This is a genomic window from Saccharopolyspora hirsuta, assembly GCF_008630535.1.
GTDB classification, from domain to species: Bacteria; Actinomycetota; Actinomycetes; order Mycobacteriales; family Pseudonocardiaceae; genus Saccharopolyspora; species Saccharopolyspora hirsuta.
In genome coordinates this window covers 128,449-144,532 of the sequence record NZ_VWPH01000015.1, presented here as the reverse complement: position 1 = coordinate 144,532, position 16,084 = coordinate 128,449, and the positions used below count along the sequence as shown (strand labels likewise).

Annotated in this window: 18 protein-coding genes; 5 read left to right on the top strand and 13 right to left on the bottom strand. The window is 71.1% G+C overall.

Annotated elements, in window-relative coordinates; genetic code table 11:
• Positions 1–57: 57 nt before the first annotated feature.
• Entirely contained in the window at positions 58–834 is a 777-nt protein-coding gene (locus F1721_RS28505; RefSeq protein ID WP_150069888.1) for an IclR family transcriptional regulator, read from the top strand.
• Positions 835–858: 24 nt separating this feature from the next.
• On the opposite strand, the gene F1721_RS28500 is transcribed toward F1721_RS28505, so the two are convergent.
• Both F1721_RS28500 and F1721_RS28495 read right to left on the bottom strand, forming a co-directional pair.
• The gene (locus tag F1721_RS28500) at positions 859–1,320 is read right to left on the bottom strand and encodes a hypothetical protein (protein WP_150069887.1); all 462 of its coding nucleotides are present in this window, start codon (positions 1,318–1,320) and stop codon (positions 859–861) included.
• 21 nt (positions 1,321–1,341) lie between these two features.
• Positions 1,342–2,472, bottom strand: coding sequence for an MFS transporter (locus F1721_RS28495; RefSeq protein ID WP_246155368.1), 1,131 nt, complete (start codon positions 2,470–2,472; stop codon positions 1,342–1,344).
• Positions 2,473–2,627: 155 nt separating this feature from the next.
• Here F1721_RS28495 and F1721_RS28490 point away from each other — a divergent pair, with 155 nt between their 5' ends.
• Positions 2,628–2,972 carry an ArsR/SmtB family transcription factor gene (locus tag F1721_RS28490; protein ID WP_150069885.1) on the top strand — a complete coding sequence of 115 codons (345 nt, stop codon included), beginning with the start codon at positions 2,628–2,630 and terminating at the stop codon, positions 2,970–2,972.
• Between the two features lie 58 nt (positions 2,973–3,030).
• Here F1721_RS28490 and F1721_RS28485 read toward each other — a convergent pair whose 3' ends face one another.
• The 6 genes from F1721_RS28485 to F1721_RS28460 form a co-directional block, all read right to left on the bottom strand.
• A complete protein-coding gene (locus F1721_RS28485; RefSeq protein WP_246155367.1) occupies positions 3,031–4,026 on the bottom strand; it encodes a transketolase family protein in 996 nt (331 codons plus the stop codon).
• A complete protein-coding gene (locus F1721_RS28480; RefSeq protein ID WP_150069884.1) occupies positions 4,023–4,886 on the bottom strand; it encodes a transketolase in 864 nt (287 codons plus the stop codon). The genes F1721_RS28485 and F1721_RS28480 overlap by 4 nt, the downstream gene beginning before the upstream one ends.
• A gap of 19 nt (positions 4,887–4,905) precedes the next feature.
• Positions 4,906–6,216 (bottom strand): MFS transporter, encoded by a 1,311-nt coding sequence (locus F1721_RS28475; protein WP_150069883.1) that lies wholly within the window; start codon positions 6,214–6,216, stop codon positions 4,906–4,908.
• 29 nt (positions 6,217–6,245) lie between these two features.
• Positions 6,246–7,109, bottom strand: coding sequence for an NAD(P)-dependent oxidoreductase (locus tag F1721_RS28470; protein ID WP_150069882.1), 864 nt, complete (start codon positions 7,107–7,109; stop codon positions 6,246–6,248).
• 75 nt (positions 7,110–7,184) lie between these two features.
• Positions 7,185–7,883 (bottom strand): FadR/GntR family transcriptional regulator, encoded by a 699-nt coding sequence (locus F1721_RS28465; RefSeq protein ID WP_150069881.1) that lies wholly within the window; start codon positions 7,881–7,883, stop codon positions 7,185–7,187.
• A gap of 116 nt (positions 7,884–7,999) precedes the next feature.
• Entirely contained in the window at positions 8,000–9,046 is a 1,047-nt protein-coding gene (locus F1721_RS28460; RefSeq protein ID WP_150069880.1) for a glucose 1-dehydrogenase, read from the bottom strand.
• Between the two features lie 129 nt (positions 9,047–9,175).
• Here F1721_RS28460 and F1721_RS28455 point away from each other — a divergent pair, with 129 nt between their 5' ends.
• Positions 9,176–10,039: a LysR family transcriptional regulator gene (locus tag F1721_RS28455; protein WP_150069879.1), complete on the top strand. Its 864-nt coding sequence runs from the start codon at positions 9,176–9,178 to the stop codon at positions 10,037–10,039.
• Here the strand turns inward: F1721_RS28455 and F1721_RS28450 are convergent.
• Entirely contained in the window at positions 9,996–10,193 is a 198-nt protein-coding gene (locus F1721_RS28450; RefSeq protein WP_150069878.1) for a hypothetical protein, read from the bottom strand. The two genes, F1721_RS28455 and F1721_RS28450, sit on opposite strands and share 44 nt — an antisense overlap.
• A gap of 261 nt (positions 10,194–10,454) precedes the next feature.
• On the opposite strand from F1721_RS28450, the gene F1721_RS28445 reads away from it, so the two are divergent.
• On the top strand, positions 10,455–11,216 hold the full coding sequence (locus tag F1721_RS28445; protein WP_150069877.1) for a sulfite exporter TauE/SafE family protein: 762 nt from the start codon (positions 10,455–10,457) through the stop codon (positions 11,214–11,216).
• 1 nt (position 11,217) lies between these two features.
• Here the strand turns inward: F1721_RS28445 and F1721_RS28440 are convergent, their stop codons facing one another.
• The 4 genes from F1721_RS28440 to F1721_RS28425 all read right to left on the bottom strand — a co-directional run bounded on the left by F1721_RS28440 (position 11,218) and on the right by F1721_RS28425 (position 15,066).
• A complete protein-coding gene (locus F1721_RS28440; RefSeq protein WP_150069876.1) occupies positions 11,218–11,694 on the bottom strand; it encodes a nitroreductase family deazaflavin-dependent oxidoreductase in 477 nt (158 codons plus the stop codon).
• Positions 11,695–11,737: 43 nt separating this feature from the next.
• Positions 11,738–12,307, bottom strand: coding sequence for a TetR/AcrR family transcriptional regulator (locus F1721_RS28435; RefSeq protein WP_150069875.1), 570 nt, complete (start codon positions 12,305–12,307; stop codon positions 11,738–11,740).
• A gap of 153 nt (positions 12,308–12,460) precedes the next feature.
• Positions 12,461–13,795, bottom strand: coding sequence for an MFS transporter (locus F1721_RS28430; RefSeq protein WP_150069874.1), 1,335 nt, complete (start codon positions 13,793–13,795; stop codon positions 12,461–12,463).
• A complete protein-coding gene (locus F1721_RS28425) occupies positions 13,792–15,066 on the bottom strand; it encodes a lyase family protein (RefSeq protein ID WP_150069873.1) in 1,275 nt (424 codons plus the stop codon). Before F1721_RS28425 ends, F1721_RS28430 begins: the two co-directional genes overlap by 4 nt.
• Before the next feature lie 195 nt (positions 15,067–15,261).
• Here F1721_RS28425 and F1721_RS28420 point away from each other — a divergent pair, with 195 nt between their 5' ends.
• The gene (locus F1721_RS28420) at positions 15,262–16,026 is read left to right on the top strand and encodes an IclR family transcriptional regulator (protein WP_150069872.1); all 765 of its coding nucleotides are present in this window, start codon (positions 15,262–15,264) and stop codon (positions 16,024–16,026) included.
• Positions 16,027–16,084: the final 58 nt, after the last annotated feature.

Here is a 16,084-nt window from a genome sequence, read left to right as displayed (position 1 = left end):
CGCAAGATCAACCCCTAAACGCAACCACCACTGTGAATCGCGGAGAGGCGGGACTGCATGAGCACCAGCTCGAACGCCCACCTGGTCGGCCGGGTCGGCGCCGTGCTCCGCGCGCTGTCGGCCACCAACGAGACCGGGGCGGCCACCAGCGACCTCGCCCGGGCCACCGACCTCCCGCGACCGACCGTGCACCGCCTGCTCAGCTCGCTGGCCGAGGAGGGGTTCGTCGACCGCGACCGCCGCACCGGCCGCTGGTTCCTCGGCCCGGAGCTGTACCTGCTGGGCCAGACCGCGGGTACCCGCTACGACGTGACGCACCACGCCCGCGAGAGCGTGCACCGGCTGGCCGCCAAGACCGGCGAGAGCGCGTTCTTCTCGGCCCTGCGAGGTGCGGAAACGGTGTGCCTGCTGCGCGAGGACGGCGACTTCCCGATCCGCTCGTTCGTGCTCTACGAAGGTGCCCGCTTCCCGCTCGGCGTCGTCTCCGCGGGCCTGGTGATCCTCGCCTTCCTCGACGACGCGGAGATCGACGCCTACCTGGACAGCACCGACCTGACGACCCGCTGGGGCCCGTCGCACTCCCCCGAGGCGATCCGCGAGCGGATCGCCCGAACCCGCCGCGAGGGCTACGCGGTCAACCCCGGCCTGATCGTCGAGGGCAGCTGGGGAATGGCGGCGGCGGTCTTCGACCGGGAGGGCCACCCGGCGTGGGCCCTGACCCTGACCGGCATCGAACCCCGCTTCCGCCCGGACCGCCAACCCGAGCTCGGCGCCCTCCTCCTCCACGAGGCCCACACCCTCACCCGAACCCTCGACACCCCGGGAACCCGCTGAGGGGAACCTGAACTCCGTCCTGGCTCACGAGAGCGCCGCGAGTCTCGCGGTGTGTCCGGGGATGTGCTCGGTGGCGCGGAGTCCGACCAGGTCGCCCCAGGGCAGGTGCTGGTCCGGGAAGGTCCGGCCCTCGCGGTTGGTCAGGCGGAGGAGCACCGGTGTCGCGGCGGCGTGATTCGGGATCGTCCTGATCACCGAGGCGAGGTCGGCGGCGTTGCGGCGCACCATGTCGATCCGTCGGCGGTGGCTGGTCGAGGCGATCAGCGCGGCGATGGCGGCTTCGTCCATTGCACTGCTGTTGTCGACGACCGGCGGCACGCCGGTCAGGACGTCGCGGGCCGCAGCAGCGAGGATGCGGTCGCTGAGCGCGATGTGGCTGAGCGTCCAGTCGACGGCCGATCGCGCTTCCGCGGCCAGGGCGGCCGTGTCGGCCTCGACGGCGGTGAGCAGATCGCGATACGCGGCTTCGATTTCTGCGGTGTCCACTGTGGTCTCCTGGGAACGCTGTCAGCTGGTGGCGGGAGTGCGGCGCAGTGCGAGCAGCACGATCAGGCACAGGGCTGCCACGACGGCGGCGAAGGCGCGCACGGCGGGGACGAGGCCGATGCTGGTGGCGAGGAGGCCGACTCCGATGACGGGGAGGCCGACGCCGCTGTAGACCACCACGTAGAAGCTGGACAGGACTTCGGCTCGGCGGTCGGCGGGAGCGGCGTGGTTGATCGCGGTGAGGCCGCCGAGGAACACCAGGCCCTGGCCGGTACCGGCGAGCGCGGTCGCGACCAGCAGCAGGGCCAGCGATGACACGCCGCCCGCGACGGCGAGCAGGACGAGACCCGCGGCCAGCACCGGAAGGCCAGCGCGCTGCAGGGTGTGCGGCGGCTTGCCGTAGGCGATGAGCTGGACGATCGCCGAGAAACCCAGCATCAGCGCCACGGCTCCCCCGCCGAGCAGCAGGTTCGCGCTGTTCGCGAGCGCCGCGACGTAGGTGGGGATGAGCGCGAGGAACAGCCCGATCACGGCGAACGCCAGGAAGTTGGCCGTCCCGCTGGTCGCGAACAGGGACCGCATCGCGGCGGGGACCTCGGGGCGGCGTGGTCGCCACCGCGCCGTGCGCGCATCGGGCAGCATCCAGATGGCGAGCGCCGCCGGGAGCAGCAGCACGATCTCGAGGACGAACGGCAGCACGTGAGGCGCCGGGGCGTATTGGGCGAGCACACCCGCCAGCACAGGCCCCAGACCCAGGCCGCCCACGGACACCACAGTGGACACCAGCGCCGCTTTGCGGTGGTTGCCAACGGGTTCCAGCTCGGTCAGCGCTGCGGTCAGCGGACCAGCCGCCATGCCGACAGCGAGCCCCTGGAGAACTCGGGCGACGAACAACCACCCCGTGTCCGACACGAGCGCGAAACCCGCCGATCCCAGCGCCGCTGCCACCACCGCGGGCAGCAGCACCCGGCGCCGACCGATCGCGTCCGACAGCGGCCCCGCCACCAGCAGCGACGGGATCAGCACCGCCACGTACGCGGCGAAGATCAGCGTGACGACCAGGGGCGAGAACCCGAAGCGCTCCTGGTAACCCCGGTACAGCGGTGTCGGCAGGTTCGTGCCGGTCAACAGGATCAGCAGCGCGTACGCCACGGCCCAGAAGCGCCGTGCCCGCCCACGTCCACCTGGTGCGCGAGCAGGACGGTCCCGTTCCTCGATCTTCATCCGGACCCCCATCAGCTATGTTCGGATTCGCCGAACATAGCACATGTTCGGATCTCCCGAACATGTTTGGTAGGGTGGGGGTCATGGCAAGCCGAACCGCGACCGAGCTCGTGCACCCCGCCAGGGAGGAACTGGCGTTCACCGCCGTGGCCAACGCGCTGAGCGACCCGGTGCGGCTGGCCATCGTCGCGCGCCTGGCCGATGCCGACGGCGAACTCGCCTGCGCGACCTTCGAGCTGCCGGTCAGCAAGTCCACGCAGAGCGGGCACTTCAAGGTCCTGCGCGAAGCGGGTGTGATCCACCAACGCGACGAGGGGACCCGGCGGCTCAACCGGCTCCGCCGCGCCGATCTCGACGCGCGCTTCCCCGGGCTCCTCGACCTCGCCATCCCCCAGGGCCGCGAGGCGATCGCCAGCTGGTCGCGCTGAGCACGAACGGCTCGTGAGCGTTTTCTGGCGCTATGGCACCAGAAAACGCTCACGGTTCTCAGCTCGACAGTTCGGCTAGGACGGTCTGCACGACCTTGTCGCGGGACAGGCCGTAGCGGTCGTGCAGGGTCGGCAGGGCTCCGGCGGCGAGGAACTCGTCCGGCAGGCCGATCGGCACCACCCGGCGGGACAGCCCGGCGCGGACCGCCGCCGAGGCCACCGTCTCGAAGAGGCCGCCGACCACGGTGTGGTTCTCCAGCGTCACCGCCAGGCGGTCGGTGTCGACCTCGGCCAGGACGGTCTTGGCGTCGAACGGCTTGATCGTCGGGGTGTGGACCACGGCGGCGTCGACGTTGTGGGCGGTCAGCTCCTCGGCCGCCTGCAGGGCCCGCATCGTCATGAGACCGCTGGAGATGAGCACGACGTCCCGGCCGCCGCGCAGGACCGCCGCCTCGCCGAGGCGGAAGGTGTAGTCGTACTCGTCGAGGACCGTCGGCACCTTGCCGCGCAGCAGGCGCAGGTAGGTCGGGCCGTCGCTGGCCGCCAGCTGCGGGACCGCCTGCTCGATGTCCACCGAGTCGCACGGGTCGACGATCGTCAGGTTCGGCATGCCGCGGAAGATCGCGATGTCCTCGGTGGCCTGGTGGCTCGGCCCGTAGCCCGTGGTGAGGCCGGGCAGGCCGCCGACGATGTTGACGTTGAGGCCGGGTTCGGCGATGTCGAGGCACAGGAAGTCGTAGGCCCGGCGGGCGGCGAACACGCTGTAGGTGGAGGCGAAGGGCACCAGGCCGACCTCGGCCATCCCCGCCGCCGCGCCGAACAGCAGCTGCTCGGCCATGCCCATCTGGAAGAACCGGTCGGGGTGCTCCTCGGCGAAGACGTGCATGTCGGTGTACTTGCCGAGGTCCGCGGTGAGCCCGACGACGCGCTGGTCGGACTCGGCGAGCGCGGCGAGGGCGTGGCCGAACGGCGCGCTCGTGGTCCGCTGCCCGGGGTCGGCGAACGAGGCGATCATCGCCGAGGTGGTGAGTCGCTTCGGCTTGGTGGTCGTCACTTGGCCCCTCCCTCGTGTCCGGCGGACAGCTGCTGGCGGCACAGCTCCCACTCGTCGGCGTCGATGCGCATGAAGTGCGCCTTCTCCCGGGCCTCCAGCAGCGGTACGCCCCGGCCGATCCGGGTGTCGCAGAGGATCACCGAGGGCTGGCCGGTGTCGGCGGACCGCTCGGCGATCGCGTCGAACGCCGCCAGCAGGGCGTCCACGTCGTTGCCGTCGACCCGCTGGGTGAACCAGCCCGCGGCGGCCCACTTCTCCTCGGCCGGTTCGATGCTCAGCACGGACTCGGTCCTTCCGTCGGCCTGCAGCGCGTTCATGTCGACCAGCGCGGTGAGCCGCCCCAGCCGGTGGTGCGCGGCGCCCATCGCGGCCTCCCACGTCGAGCCCTCGTCGAGCTCGCCGTCGGAGAGGAAGTTGACGACCCGGGCCTGCGAACCCCGCAACCGCAGGCCCAGCGCCATGCCCACCGCCACGGTCAGCCCGTGGCCCAGCGAACCCCCGGAGATCTCCATCCCCGGCGTGTAGGAGGCCATGCCCGACATGGGCAGCCGCGAGCCGTCCGAGCCGTAGGTCTCCAGCTCCTCCACCGGAACGGTCCCGACCTCGGCCAGCGCGGCGTAGAGGGCGATGGCGTAGTGCCCGGTGGAGAGCAGGAACCGGTCGCGCTCGGCCCAGTCCGGGTCGTCGGCGCGGAAGCGCAGCTGGTCGACGTAGGTCGCGGCGAGCACGTCCGCCACCCCGAGCGCCTGGCCGACGTAGCCCTGCCCCTGGACCTCGCCCATGTTCAGGATGTGGTGGCGCATCCGGTGGGCGGCTTCCCGCACCACCTCAGCGCGCGGGCGCTGATCGACAGCGGTCATCGTGCGTTGTTCTCCTTCCTCAGCGGTTCCGCACCGCGGAGACGTCGGTGGCCCGCGCTGCGGTCGAACCGGTTCGCGCGGGCGCGGTTTCCGCGCAGAACCGGGCGGCGAAGGTGGAGATCGCCCCGAGCGCCACGAACAGCAGGGCCGGGCCGACCCAGCCCATGACGCCGAAGAGCGCGGTGGCCAGGAACGGCAGCAGGCCCGCGATGACCGAGGCGCCGTTGTAGCCGAGCGAGATGCCGGACGAGCGGACCTCGCTGGGGAACTGCTCGGCGAACCACGACGCCTCGACCGCGAAGATCGGGTCGTGGCTGAACAGCAGCCCGAGCGCGACGGCGACCACGGTCGCGATCCCGGCCCCGGTGTTGACCAGGAAGAACATCGGGAAGCCGAAGGCGATGGTGAAGATCGAGCCGATCAGGAACACCGGTTTGCGGCCGATCCGGTCCGACAGCGCGCCGAACGCGAGGTGGCTGACCAGCCCCAGCGCCGAGCCGACGATGGTGCCCAGCAGCACGTTCTGCTTGTCGGTGAGCGAGGCCAGCACGACGTAGGACAGCATGAAGCTGGTCGTCACGTAGTACCCGCCGGTCTCGGCCAGGCGCAGCGCCATGATCCGGACCACGACCCGCCAGTCGCGCCGCAGCACGTCCAGGGCCGGGGTCCTGCGGATGGCGCCCGCGGACTTGACCTTCGCGAACTCCGGCGACTCGCCCACCCGGTTCCGGATGTACATCCCGGCGGCCACCATGACCACGGAGGCCAGGAACGGCGCCCGCCACACCCAGTCCCCGGTGAACAGCGCTTCGGACAGCAGGAAAGCTCCGTTGGCCAGCAGCAGACCGGCCGGGATGCCGATCTGCGGCACTGCGCCGAAGAAACCGCGCTTGCGCTCCGGCGCGTGCTCGACGGCCATCAGGACCGCGCCGCTCCACTCCGCGCCGAACCCGATGCCCTGCACGATGCGCAGCAGGATCAGCAGCAGCGGGGCCAGGACCCCCACCTGCGCGTAGGTCGGCAGCACGCCGACGAGCACGGTGGCCACGCCCATCACGGTCAGCGACCACATCAGGACCCGCTTGCGGCCCAGCCGGTCGCCGTAGTGACCGGCGAGGTATCCGCCGAGCGGGCGGAACAGGAATCCGACGGCGAGCGTGGCGAACGAGGCCAGGACGCCGACGATGGCGTTGTCGGAGTGGAAGAAGGCGGTGCCGAAGTAGGCGGCGGAAGCGGTGCCGTAGATGAAGAAGTCGTAGCTCTCCACGGCGGTGCCGATCATCGACGCGAAGGAGACCTTCGCGGGGTTGTCCCGGGTCGAACCGGACATGGCAGCACTCCTGAGGTCGGGGGAACCGGTCAGCGGGACGGGTAGGTCTCGATCACCCGGGAGTCGTCCCGCATGATGAGTCCGGAATCCGCGGCGCGCCGGTACCGGTCGCGCGCGACGTCGAGCAGCGGGGTGTCCGCCCCGACCCGGGCGGCGGCCTCGGCGACCAGCCCGGAGTCCTTGACGAAGATGCCGATCGTGCTGGTGACCTCGACGTCGGTGCCCCGGAGCATGCGCGGGCCGCGGTCGGAGAGCATCCAGGAGGCGGCGGCGCCCTGCTCGACCATCGAGAGCACCGAAGCCCGGTCGAGACCGAGGCGGTCGGCGAGCGCGAGCGCTTCCGCGGCGGCCACGATGTGCACCGAGCACAGGTGCTGGTTGACGACCTTGATCGCCTGCCCCTCCCCCAGACCCTCGCCGACCTCCCGGACCGTGCCGAAGCACTCGAGAACATCGCGCACCGCCGAGATGTCGGCGCTCGCACCGGAGGTGAACAGGGTCAGCTCACCGGTGCGGGCGCGCGCCACGCCCCCGGTCACGGGCGAGTCCACGACGATCGCACCGGCCTCGACCAGCCGCGCGCCCTGCTCGCGCACCGCGTCGGGGCCGACGGTGCTCATCACGATCCAGCGCTGGCCGGTCACCGACCCGGCGAGCGCGCTGGTGACGAGCTCTTCGAGCTGTTCGGGCGTGGCGACCATGACCGCGACGACCGAAACGCCCGGCACGTCAGCGAGTTTCGCGACCGCGGGCACTCCGGCCGCGGTCGCGCGCTCCACTGCGGACGGAAGCGCATCGACACCCGTCGTCGGGTAGCCAGCGGCGACGAGGCGCTGCGCCATCGGCAGGCCGATCGCGCCGACGCCGACGAAGGCGAGGGAAGGGGCAGACATCGTTGTCCTCCATGCGTGCGGGCAGCACGGATCGCGCCCGGCCGGATTTCGGCCGAGCTGGTACCGGGGGCTGGATCAGGACTTGGCGGCCAGCGACGACCAGACCTCGAAGTGGCGGCGCATGGCGAGGCGGGCGCCTTCGGCGTCGCGCTCGGCGACCGCCTCGACGATTCCGTAGTGGACGGTGTCGACGACCCGGGTCTGGCCGGGTTCGACCGGCAGCCGCTCCACCGCGAGGCGCCGCCGTTCGACGACCTCGGTGCGCAGGGCGTGGCTCAGCCCGTCCTGCAGGATCCCGAAGATCGGGTTGTCCACGATCAGGAACAGCTTGCGGTGGAACTCCAGGTCGGCTTCCAGCGCGCGGGCGTCGTCACCCGCCGAGCTGGCCTGCACCATCTCGTCGACCAGCCGCCGGAGCTCGTCCACGTCGTCGGCGGTGGCCAGCCGGGCGGCCGACTCGGCCACCGAGAGCTCGATCATCTCGCGCGCCGACCGGAACTCGCCGGTGCCGAGCTGGCCGAGCTGGCGGGACAGGTCGAAGTACAGCCGGATGAAGGTGGCGTCCGGGACCCGCAGGTAGGACCCGCGCCCCTGGGTCCGCTCCACGAACCCGAGCAGCTCCAGCGTGGCGAGCTCCTCGCGCAGCGCGCCGCGGCTGATGTCGAGCGCGGCCACCAGCTCCCGCTCGGTGGGCAGGCGCAACCGGCCGGTCGCGGCCTCCGGCGTCGCCTGCTCGGCGAGCCGCTGCACGAGAAACGACAGGTCGACGCCCATCCCACTGCCTCCTCACCAGCCGCGACCCAGATTGGTCCGACTAATGCAGGAACCGTAAGGACCTGAAACCGCAGCTGTCAAGACATTGGTCAACCAATCTGCTCGGAGGACGCCGGTCAGTCCTGGAGGTCCACGACGGCCTTCACCTCGTCCGGTCCGGTGTCGAAGACCTCGGTCCAGTCGCGCAGCGGGACCCGGCGGCCGATCAGGGATTCCAGCCAGCCGCGGTCGGCGGCGGCCAGCGCCCGCACCGCCTGGTCGTAGTGGCGCAGGTTGGCGTTCACGCTGCTAACGATGACGTCGTTGTCGAGCATCAGCTCGTCGTCGATCACCGGACCGGCGGGGAACGGCTGGGTGCGGTGGTGGCCCGCGAGGCCGGTCAGCACCGTGATGGCGTTGCGCGCGGTGTGCTGCAGGACCTCGAACACCAGCCTGCCGGATCCGGTCGTCTCGATCACGATGTCCGGCTCGCAGCGCAGATCGTCCAGCGAGGTGTGGTAGGTGGCGCCCAGCGCGCGGACCAGATCGGGCCTCGGCCCCTCGACGACCTCGTCGAGCACGTGCACCTCCAAGCCGCGCTGGACGCCCAGCAGCGCGCCGAGCAGGCCGATCGGACCGGCCCGGGTCACCAGCGCGCGGTGCGGGGCGAAGTAGGCGCGCCGACCGATCATGTCGACCTGCTCCCAGGCCTTGGCCACCACCGACGCGGGCTCGGTCAGCACCCCCAGCGCACCGAGCGCGGGACCGACCCGGATCGCGAACCGCGGCTCGACGGTCCACTGCTGCGCGCCGAAGCCGTCCAGCCCCCGGATGCCGCACTCGGTGTACCGGCCGTTGAGGCAGAAGTCCCACTGCCCGGCGGCGCAGGCCTCGCACGGCTGCGGATCGGGACGCCGGACGACACCGACCACGTGGTCACCGTCGTGGAACCCGCTGATAGCCGGGGCGTGGAGCACTTGGCCGACGGATTCGTGGAAGAGGACCATGCGGTCCCGCCCCGGCGGCAGGACGCCGCGCCCCCGTTCGGCGACGTCGCGATCGATGCGGCAGTACCCCGCCAGCAGCCCCCGCACGAGCAGTTCGCCCGGCTGCGGAACGGGATCGGGCAGCTCGGTGACCGCCGACAGCTCCGGTCGGCCGGGCACCACGGTGGCAGCCTTCACCACGAGCCCCCTCTCGCGACGTCGAGCAGGAACCGGCCCGAGTTCGCTCGCCCGCACTCGATGGCACTGCCAACCAGGCCCTGCTGTCAACGGGTCTTCTCCGGGTGGTCGGCGGGTATCGTGCTGCGGGTGGAACTGCGGCAGCTCGAGCACTTCCTGGCCGTGGTGCGCAACGGCAGCTTCACCGGCGCGGCGCGGGAGGTGCACGTCGTCCAGTCGGCGCTGAGCTCGTCGATCCGCAAGCTCGAGGCCGAGCTGGGCGCCCAGCTGTTCGAGCGCACCACCCGCCGGGTGCTGCTGACCGAGGCGGGGCGGGCGCTGGTGCCGATGGCGCACCGGATCGCGGCCGACGTCATCGCCGCGCGCGGCGAGGTGTCCGCGGTGGCGGGGCTGTCGCGCGGCCACGTGGCCATCGGGACCATCCAGGCGCTGACCGACGTCGACCTGCCCGGTCGGCTCGGGGCGTTCCGGCGGGACCACCCCGGGGTTCGCATCCGCGTGCGCCAAGGGCTCATGCCCGATCTGATGGCTTCGGTCGGCAGCGGCGAGCTGGACCTCGCCTACCTCGCGTTCGACGGACCGCTCGCCGAGGACCTGGTCAGCTTCGCCGAGTGGCGCCAGGAGCTGGTGCTGCTCTGCCACCCCGAGCACCGGCTGTCGCGGCGGCGCCGGGTCCGCCTGGCGGAGCTGGACGACGAGCCGTTCGTGGACTTCAGCGGCAGCGGGCTGCAGGAGCTGGTCGCCCGCCGGTTCGCCGAGGTCGGGATCCGCCGCGACCCGGTGTGCGAGGCCACCCACATGCCGCTGCTGATCGAGCTGGTGGCGGCCGGTCTCGGCGTGAGCATCGTGCCCCGGCTGATCGCGGAGCGGTCCGGGCTCCCGCACGCTCGCGTCGAGCAACCGGCCCTGGCCCGGTCGATCTACCTCGCGGGTCGGCTGCCGGAACCGGTCAACCCGGCTGCCCGCGCCCTGCTCCAGCACCTCGTGGACTGACGTCGGCCGCGAGCAGGAATCCGGTGCCCGCCAGGAGCGCGACCAGTCCCAGCGAGGTCGCGCCGGTGATGACCAGGACGAGCCCGATGACCAGGAACCGCAGGGCGAAGGCGCGCAACACGCCGCGCTCGGCCCTGGTGTGACAACTCGCCATGAACTCAGTGTTGGCCAGGGCTCATTGCGCGGTCCAACGCTTGTTTTCGATGGGATTCATCTCCGAGATCGATGGATGGCCTCCGTCCGGCTCGGGATGCCTTCCCCGCGACCGTGCCCATGTCCGCAGGTGAGAGCCCCTCCAGGCCTGATCGGGGAAGGCATCCCGGCGGACGCGCGGTGAACGGCGCGGGCGATTCCCCTGCCGTGCTGCGGTTCTCGTCACGTTGTGGCCGCAGAGGCCGGATTCGATGCTGACCGCGTGCTGGAGTTCATCGCCCTGTTGGCGGTCGGTGTCGCGGCGGGGGCGTTGAACGCCGTCGGCGGCGGAGGCACCTTCGTCGCCCTACCCGCCCTGGTGGCCGCTGGCCTGCCGCCCGTCACCGCGAACGCGTCGTCGACCGTGGCGCTGCTGCCCGGCGCGCTCGCCAGCGCGTGGGCGTACCGGAACGATCTGGTCCAGGTCGGGACGACGTCGAGGACGGCGCTGACCGCGGTCGGTCTGCTCGGCAGCGCGCTCGGCGCCGGGCTGCTGCTCGCGCTGCCCTCGGAGTCCTTCCGCGTCGCGGTGCCCTGGTTGCTCGCGTTCGCGACCGTGATCCTGGCGTTCGGGCGCAGCATCTCGCAGCTGCTCTCGAAGGCGATCGGTCACCCGGTCAACATGAGCGCCAAGACCGTCCTCATCGGACACTTCGTGCTCGCCGCGTACGGCGGCTACTTCGGCGGTGCCGTCGGGATCCTCATGCTGGCCTTCTGGAGCGTCGGCCTCGGGCTCGACCCCGCGAAGGGCAACCCGACCCGGGTCGCGCAGCTCGCCGCCATCTACGCCACGGCCGCCGCGCTCTTCCTCGTCGCCTCCGACGTCTGGAGCTATCCGGTGCCGGTGCTGGCCGTGCTGCTCGGCGCGATCGGCGGCGGCTTCGCCGGTGCGCGTCTCGTCCGCCGGTTGCCCGCTCGCGCCTTGCGCGGGATCGTCCTGACCACGGCGGTGACGATGACCGTCCTGTACTTCCTCCGCAGCTGATTCAGCGGCTCGGCCGGAATGCGATCGCACGCGTGCTCGCCGCGACCTCCGGCCAGCGCTCGTCGGCCGGATCCGCCGGAAAACCCAGCAGCGGCGCCAAGCGCTTCCACGCGCCGGGGTGGTTCTGCTGGTAGGCCGACAGCACCCGCTGCACCTCCGGACCGTCGAGGAAGCGGTGCTCGGGCTCGGGCCACCGGTGGCCGCCCAACCGCACTTCGATGGCCGGTGCGGCCTGGATGTTGCGGTACCAGTCGGGGTTCTTGCCCCACGCGGCCACCACGACGACCTCGGGCACGTCCGGGTCGTAGCGCACGACTTCCACGACCACCTCCCGCCGGGCCCCGGTCCGCCGCCCTCGGTGCGCGAGGTAGACGAACCGGTGCCCGGCCAGCCACCCGAGACGAGCGCGGTAGAGGTAGATCGGCGCGCGCAGCAGAATTCTCAGCAGGCCGCGCGGTTTTCGATCGGTCAACGCCATCGTGATTCCCCTCGTGCCGCCTGGTCGCGGAGCTGCCCGGTCTTCATCGCGGGGTCTCCACCATCCGGCGCAGGACCGGCAGCACGGCCTCGGATGTCAGCGACGGGTCCAGCGCGCGCTGCATCATCACCCCGTCGATCGCCGCCCCCACCACTGCCGCGGTGGCCTCGGGTTCCGGCACGCCGCGAGCGGCGAGCCAACCGGCCAACCACGCGCGGAACTCCGCGATCACGCCCGCGACCTCGTCGCGCAGCTTCGGATCGCGCGTGGCCGCGAGGTAGGTCTCGGTGAACACCACCGAGGTGGCGTCGTCACCGGTGTACCCGTCCAGCGAGGACACCAGGAGCTCCAGCGCCTCCGCCGGGGTGCCCGCCCGCTCCAGCAACGGTTCCAGCGCCCCGCCGACCTCCCGCATCACCGCGACCGCCGCCGCGGACAGCAGCACCTGCACCGACGCGAAGTGGTAGTGCACCAACCCCGCGCCCACCCCGGCGCGCTCGGCCACCATCCGCGTGCTGACACCACCCCACCCGCGCTCGGCGATCAACTCCGCCGCAGCACCGAGCAGCCGCTGCCGAACCTCACGCCCGCGATCCGCCGCGCTCGGCGACACGGAGCACCACCTCCCGGTTTGGGCAGTCGCCCAAGGCAACTGCCCAAACCGTAGCACCGGCGTCAACGGCGACGCATACGTGCGGTGTGGATCTCAGCTCTCCCCTGTCCCGCGCGGGCGGTTTCCGCCGAGCGCGGCTGGGAACCCGCCCGATCAGCCGCGAGCGTCAATGCCGTCCAGCGATTCCGCGCTCGTCTCGGGGGCCCACGCCCAGCACACGAGGGCACCGATGAACAGCACCACGACACATCCGCCCAGCGCGACGCCCATGCCGTACCCGCTGGCGACGAGCGGCAGCAGGAAGGTGCTGGCCGCGGAGCCGATCCGGCTGGCGGCCACGGCGATCCCCACACCGGAGGCGCGGAGGTCGGTGGGGAAGAGCTCGGGCGGGTAGACGAACTCCAGGTTGACCGCTGCCGCCAGCACGAAGGCGAATGCGGTGAACAGGCTGACCGAGATGACAGGGCCGCCGATGTCGGCGAAGGCCGTCAGCGCGGCCAGCAGCGCACCGCCTGCGGCGAAGGTCCCGATCAGGAAGAGCCGTCGGGAGATCTTGTCGATGATGAGCAGACCGACGATCGCACCAGCCAGCAGGAAGACGTTGTAGAGGGCACCTGCGCCCAGCTTGCTGGTCACTCCGAGCGCCTCCATGACCTGGGGCGAGAAGGTGCCGAGGGCGAAGAACGGGATGACCTGGCAGACGTAGAACAAGGCGCCGACAGCGGTGCGCTTGCGGTAGGCCGGGCTGAACAGAGCACCCGTACCACGTCGGTTGGCGCTCGGCGTCGCCGTGGGCGGGTGCACGTTCGGGCCGAGGTGGCGTCGGACGACTGCCGCCGCCTCGGCGTCACGTCCGTGCCGGGACAACCACAGCGGCGCCTCGGGGACTCCGAGCCGGAAACCGAAGACGAGCAGCGCCGGGATCGCACTGATGGCAAGCATGTAGCGCCAGGCATCCTCCCCCTGCCCGGCGAGAAGGAACCCGACCAGGTATGCGAAGACGTATCCGGCAGCCCAGGCGACAGCCAGCAGGCTCATCAGCCTGCCGCGGAACCTGAGCGGCGCGTGCTCGGTGACCAACGACTTGCTGACCACGTAGTCAGCCCCGAGCACCAGGCCCAGCAGCAACCGCAGGACCAACAACTGCCCCGGGGTCTGGACGAAGAACTGCACCAGCGACAGCACGGCGAACGCCAGCATGTCCCAGGCGAAGATCTGACGACGCCCGATGCGGTCGGCGATCGGGCCGACGACGACCGCGCCGAGGAACAACCCGACCAGGGTGGCCGCACCCAGCAACCCGATCCACAGTGGAGCGAGACCGAGGGAGGTGGTGGCGGCAGCGATGACGATACCGATGATGCCGAGGATGAAGCCGTCGCTGAACTGCCCGCCGGTGCCCGCGACGGTCACCTTGATGTGGAAGCGGGTGAGCGGGGCATCCTCGTAGGCGAGAGCAGTGGTGGCGCTGCGGGCGGAAGTGCTCATGCCGTCCTCCCCCCGCTGCCGGGGCCCTCGAGCAGTCGGCCGGTGGCGGTTTCGTAACCCTCGGTTGCCGCCATCTCGACCCACTGGTCCAACGCGCCGGTGAGGTTGCGCTCCCGGTGAGCGCCGTTCCAGGCCAGGCCGTTGACGCAGCGTCGGGCGAAGGTTTCGGCGGCAGCGGTGACGTCGTCGAAGATGCTCGTCAGCGCGTCGAGGACCACCGGCTCCATGACGTTGAGCTCGAGCTCACCGGCCGCCACGGCGCAGTCCACCGCGAGGCCCTGACCCCGGACCCGGTAGCTGAGCTGCATGACGTACTCGGGAATGACCGGATTGACCTTGGCAGGCATGATGGACGACCCGGCCTGGACTGCGGGGATCGTGAGGTCGCCGAACCCGCCGTGCGGGCCGGAGGACAGGATCCGGAAGTCGGCGGCGATCTTGGCCACGGCGATCGCAGCGCGGACCCCAGCCGCGGCGATCTCGGAGTACGGATCGAGGTGCGCCAGGCTGTCGTAGCGGTTCTCCGCACTGGTGATCGGTCGCCCGGTGAGCTCGGCCAGCACCTCGGCGCACCTCTCGCCGAACCCGTCCGGGGCACCGATGCCCGTGCCGACCGCGGTCGCGCCGATCGGCACCGAGCTCAGCGCTGCGGCGGCGTCGGCCAGCCCGGCCGCGACGCGGCTCGTCACCGCGGCGTGGCCCCGGTGGGTGTCTCCTGCGGTGAGCGCGACCGCGTCCTGCAGGCACGTGCGCCCGAGGTGCGGCGTCCGGTCGAACTCGGCTGCCTTGTCCGCGAAGGCGGCAGACAGCTCGCGCAACGCCGCGACCGGCACCTGGACCAGGTCGAGGATCGTCAAGGCCATCGCCGTCGGGTAGGTGTCGTTCGTCGACTGCGACGCGTTGACGTGGTCGTTCGGGTGGATCTCGACCCCGCCGATCGCGCTCGCCCGCGCCGCGATCACCTCGTTGACGTTCATGTTCGCCGTGGTCCCGCCGCCGCCGTGCACCAGCGGGGTGGGGAACTGGTCGGCGTGCTCACCCGCGATGACCTCCTGACACGCGGTGACGATCGCGTCGCAGCGGGCCTCGTCGAGCACCCCTGACGCGCGGTTGACCCGCGCGGCCGCGAGCTTGACCCGGGCGTAGTTGCGCACGAACGGCACCAAGTCACCGAAGGTGCGACCACGCACCGGAAAGTTCTGCACACCCAGCTCCGTCTGTGGCCCGTAGAGCTGTCGCCGCGCCGTCGTCACGTCCATCTCGGCAGTCATCGGCCGTCTCACTCTCCTCTTCGAAAGCGACCTGGTACAGCGGTTGTCCGCAGTGCCGGAACGCTAAGGCGCAACACCCGATCAGTCCATCCATGTTGCTCGCACGACAACACGTCAACCATTGCGAACAGGCAAATTCCAGATATTCAAGATCGATATGTTGTTCGTGCAGCAACATGGGTGATACTCCTCGGCATGGATTCGGGAGCCGAACGCGTCGCCGCGCTCCTCCTCGCCTTCGGCACGGGCGGCGCGGGAAACGATCACGGGGTGAGCGACCTCGCCCGGGCCGTCGGGCGAGAGAGAAGCCAGGTCTCGCGGATGCTCAAGGCGCTCGAACGCGGCGGCCTGGTCGAACAAGACCCCCAGACCAGGCGCTACCGGTTGGGGTGGAGCCTGCTGGTGCTGGCAGCGAGCGCCGGAGACACAGCGCTGCTCCGTGCGGCTCGACCCGCGCTGCGCGGGATCGTCGCGCGCACCGGCGAGGTGGCGCTGCTGTCCGTGCAGCGCGGGAACAGATCGTTCACCGTCCTGCGCGAGGAATCGAACCAATCACTCCGCGCCGGTGGATGGGTTGGGCGGAGCTCCCCGATGCACTGCACGGCCTCCGGCAGAGCTCTGCTCTTCGACTCCGACGACGAGCTGGTCGAAGCGCTCACCGAAGCGGACCTCCGAACACCCATCTCCGGCCCAGCCGCACCGCGAAACCTCGACGAACTCCTGGAACGACTGCACGACGAGCGCGCCAGGGGCTACGCGACGGCCAGCGAGGAGGTGGAGATCGGCCTGACGTCGGTCGGAGTCCCGGTCCGGGACCACTCCGGCACCCTGATCGCCGTCATCAACATCTCCGGGCCCACTTCACGCCTGATCGGGCGCATCGACGAATCGGCCCGACGGCTGCACGCCGCAGCGACTGCGATCGAGACTGCGCTGAAACTGCCGTACCAGAGCACCTAGGCCTCCGGCCCGGGCGAACGGGCTGCGCTCGATCTGATCGCTCTGCGGGGGGGCGAAC

Excerpts from the sequence above, each read along its gene's own strand:
- F1721_RS28505 (WP_150069888.1), top strand. The coding sequence starts at position 58 with ATGAGCACCAGCTCGAACGCCCACCTGGTCGGCCGGGTCGGCGCCGTG.
- F1721_RS28490 (WP_150069885.1), top strand. The coding sequence starts at position 2,628 with ATGGCAAGCCGAACCGCGACCGAGCTCGTGCACCCCGCCAGGGAGGAA.
- F1721_RS28480 (WP_150069884.1), bottom strand. The coding sequence starts at position 4,886 with ATGACCGCTGTCGATCAGCGCCCGCGCGCTGAGGTGGTGCGGGAAGCC.
- F1721_RS28475 (WP_150069883.1), bottom strand. The coding sequence starts at position 6,216 with ATGTCCGGTTCGACCCGGGACAACCCCGCGAAGGTCTCCTTCGCGTCG.
- F1721_RS28470 (WP_150069882.1), bottom strand. The coding sequence starts at position 7,109 with ATGTCTGCCCCTTCCCTCGCCTTCGTCGGCGTCGGCGCGATCGGCCTG.
- F1721_RS28465 (WP_150069881.1), bottom strand. The coding sequence starts at position 7,883 with ATGGGCGTCGACCTGTCGTTTCTCGTGCAGCGGCTCGCCGAGCAGGCG.
- F1721_RS28450 (WP_150069878.1), bottom strand. The coding sequence starts at position 10,193 with ATGGCGAGTTGTCACACCAGGGCCGAGCGCGGCGTGTTGCGCGCCTTC.
- F1721_RS28440 (WP_150069876.1), bottom strand. The coding sequence starts at position 11,694 with ATGGCGTTGACCGATCGAAAACCGCGCGGCCTGCTGAGAATTCTGCTG.
- F1721_RS28430 (WP_150069874.1), bottom strand. The coding sequence starts at position 13,795 with ATGAGCACTTCCGCCCGCAGCGCCACCACTGCTCTCGCCTACGAGGAT.
- F1721_RS28425 (WP_150069873.1), bottom strand. The coding sequence starts at position 15,066 with ATGACTGCCGAGATGGACGTGACGACGGCGCGGCGACAGCTCTACGGG.
- F1721_RS28420 (WP_150069872.1), top strand. The coding sequence starts at position 15,262 with ATGGATTCGGGAGCCGAACGCGTCGCCGCGCTCCTCCTCGCCTTCGGC.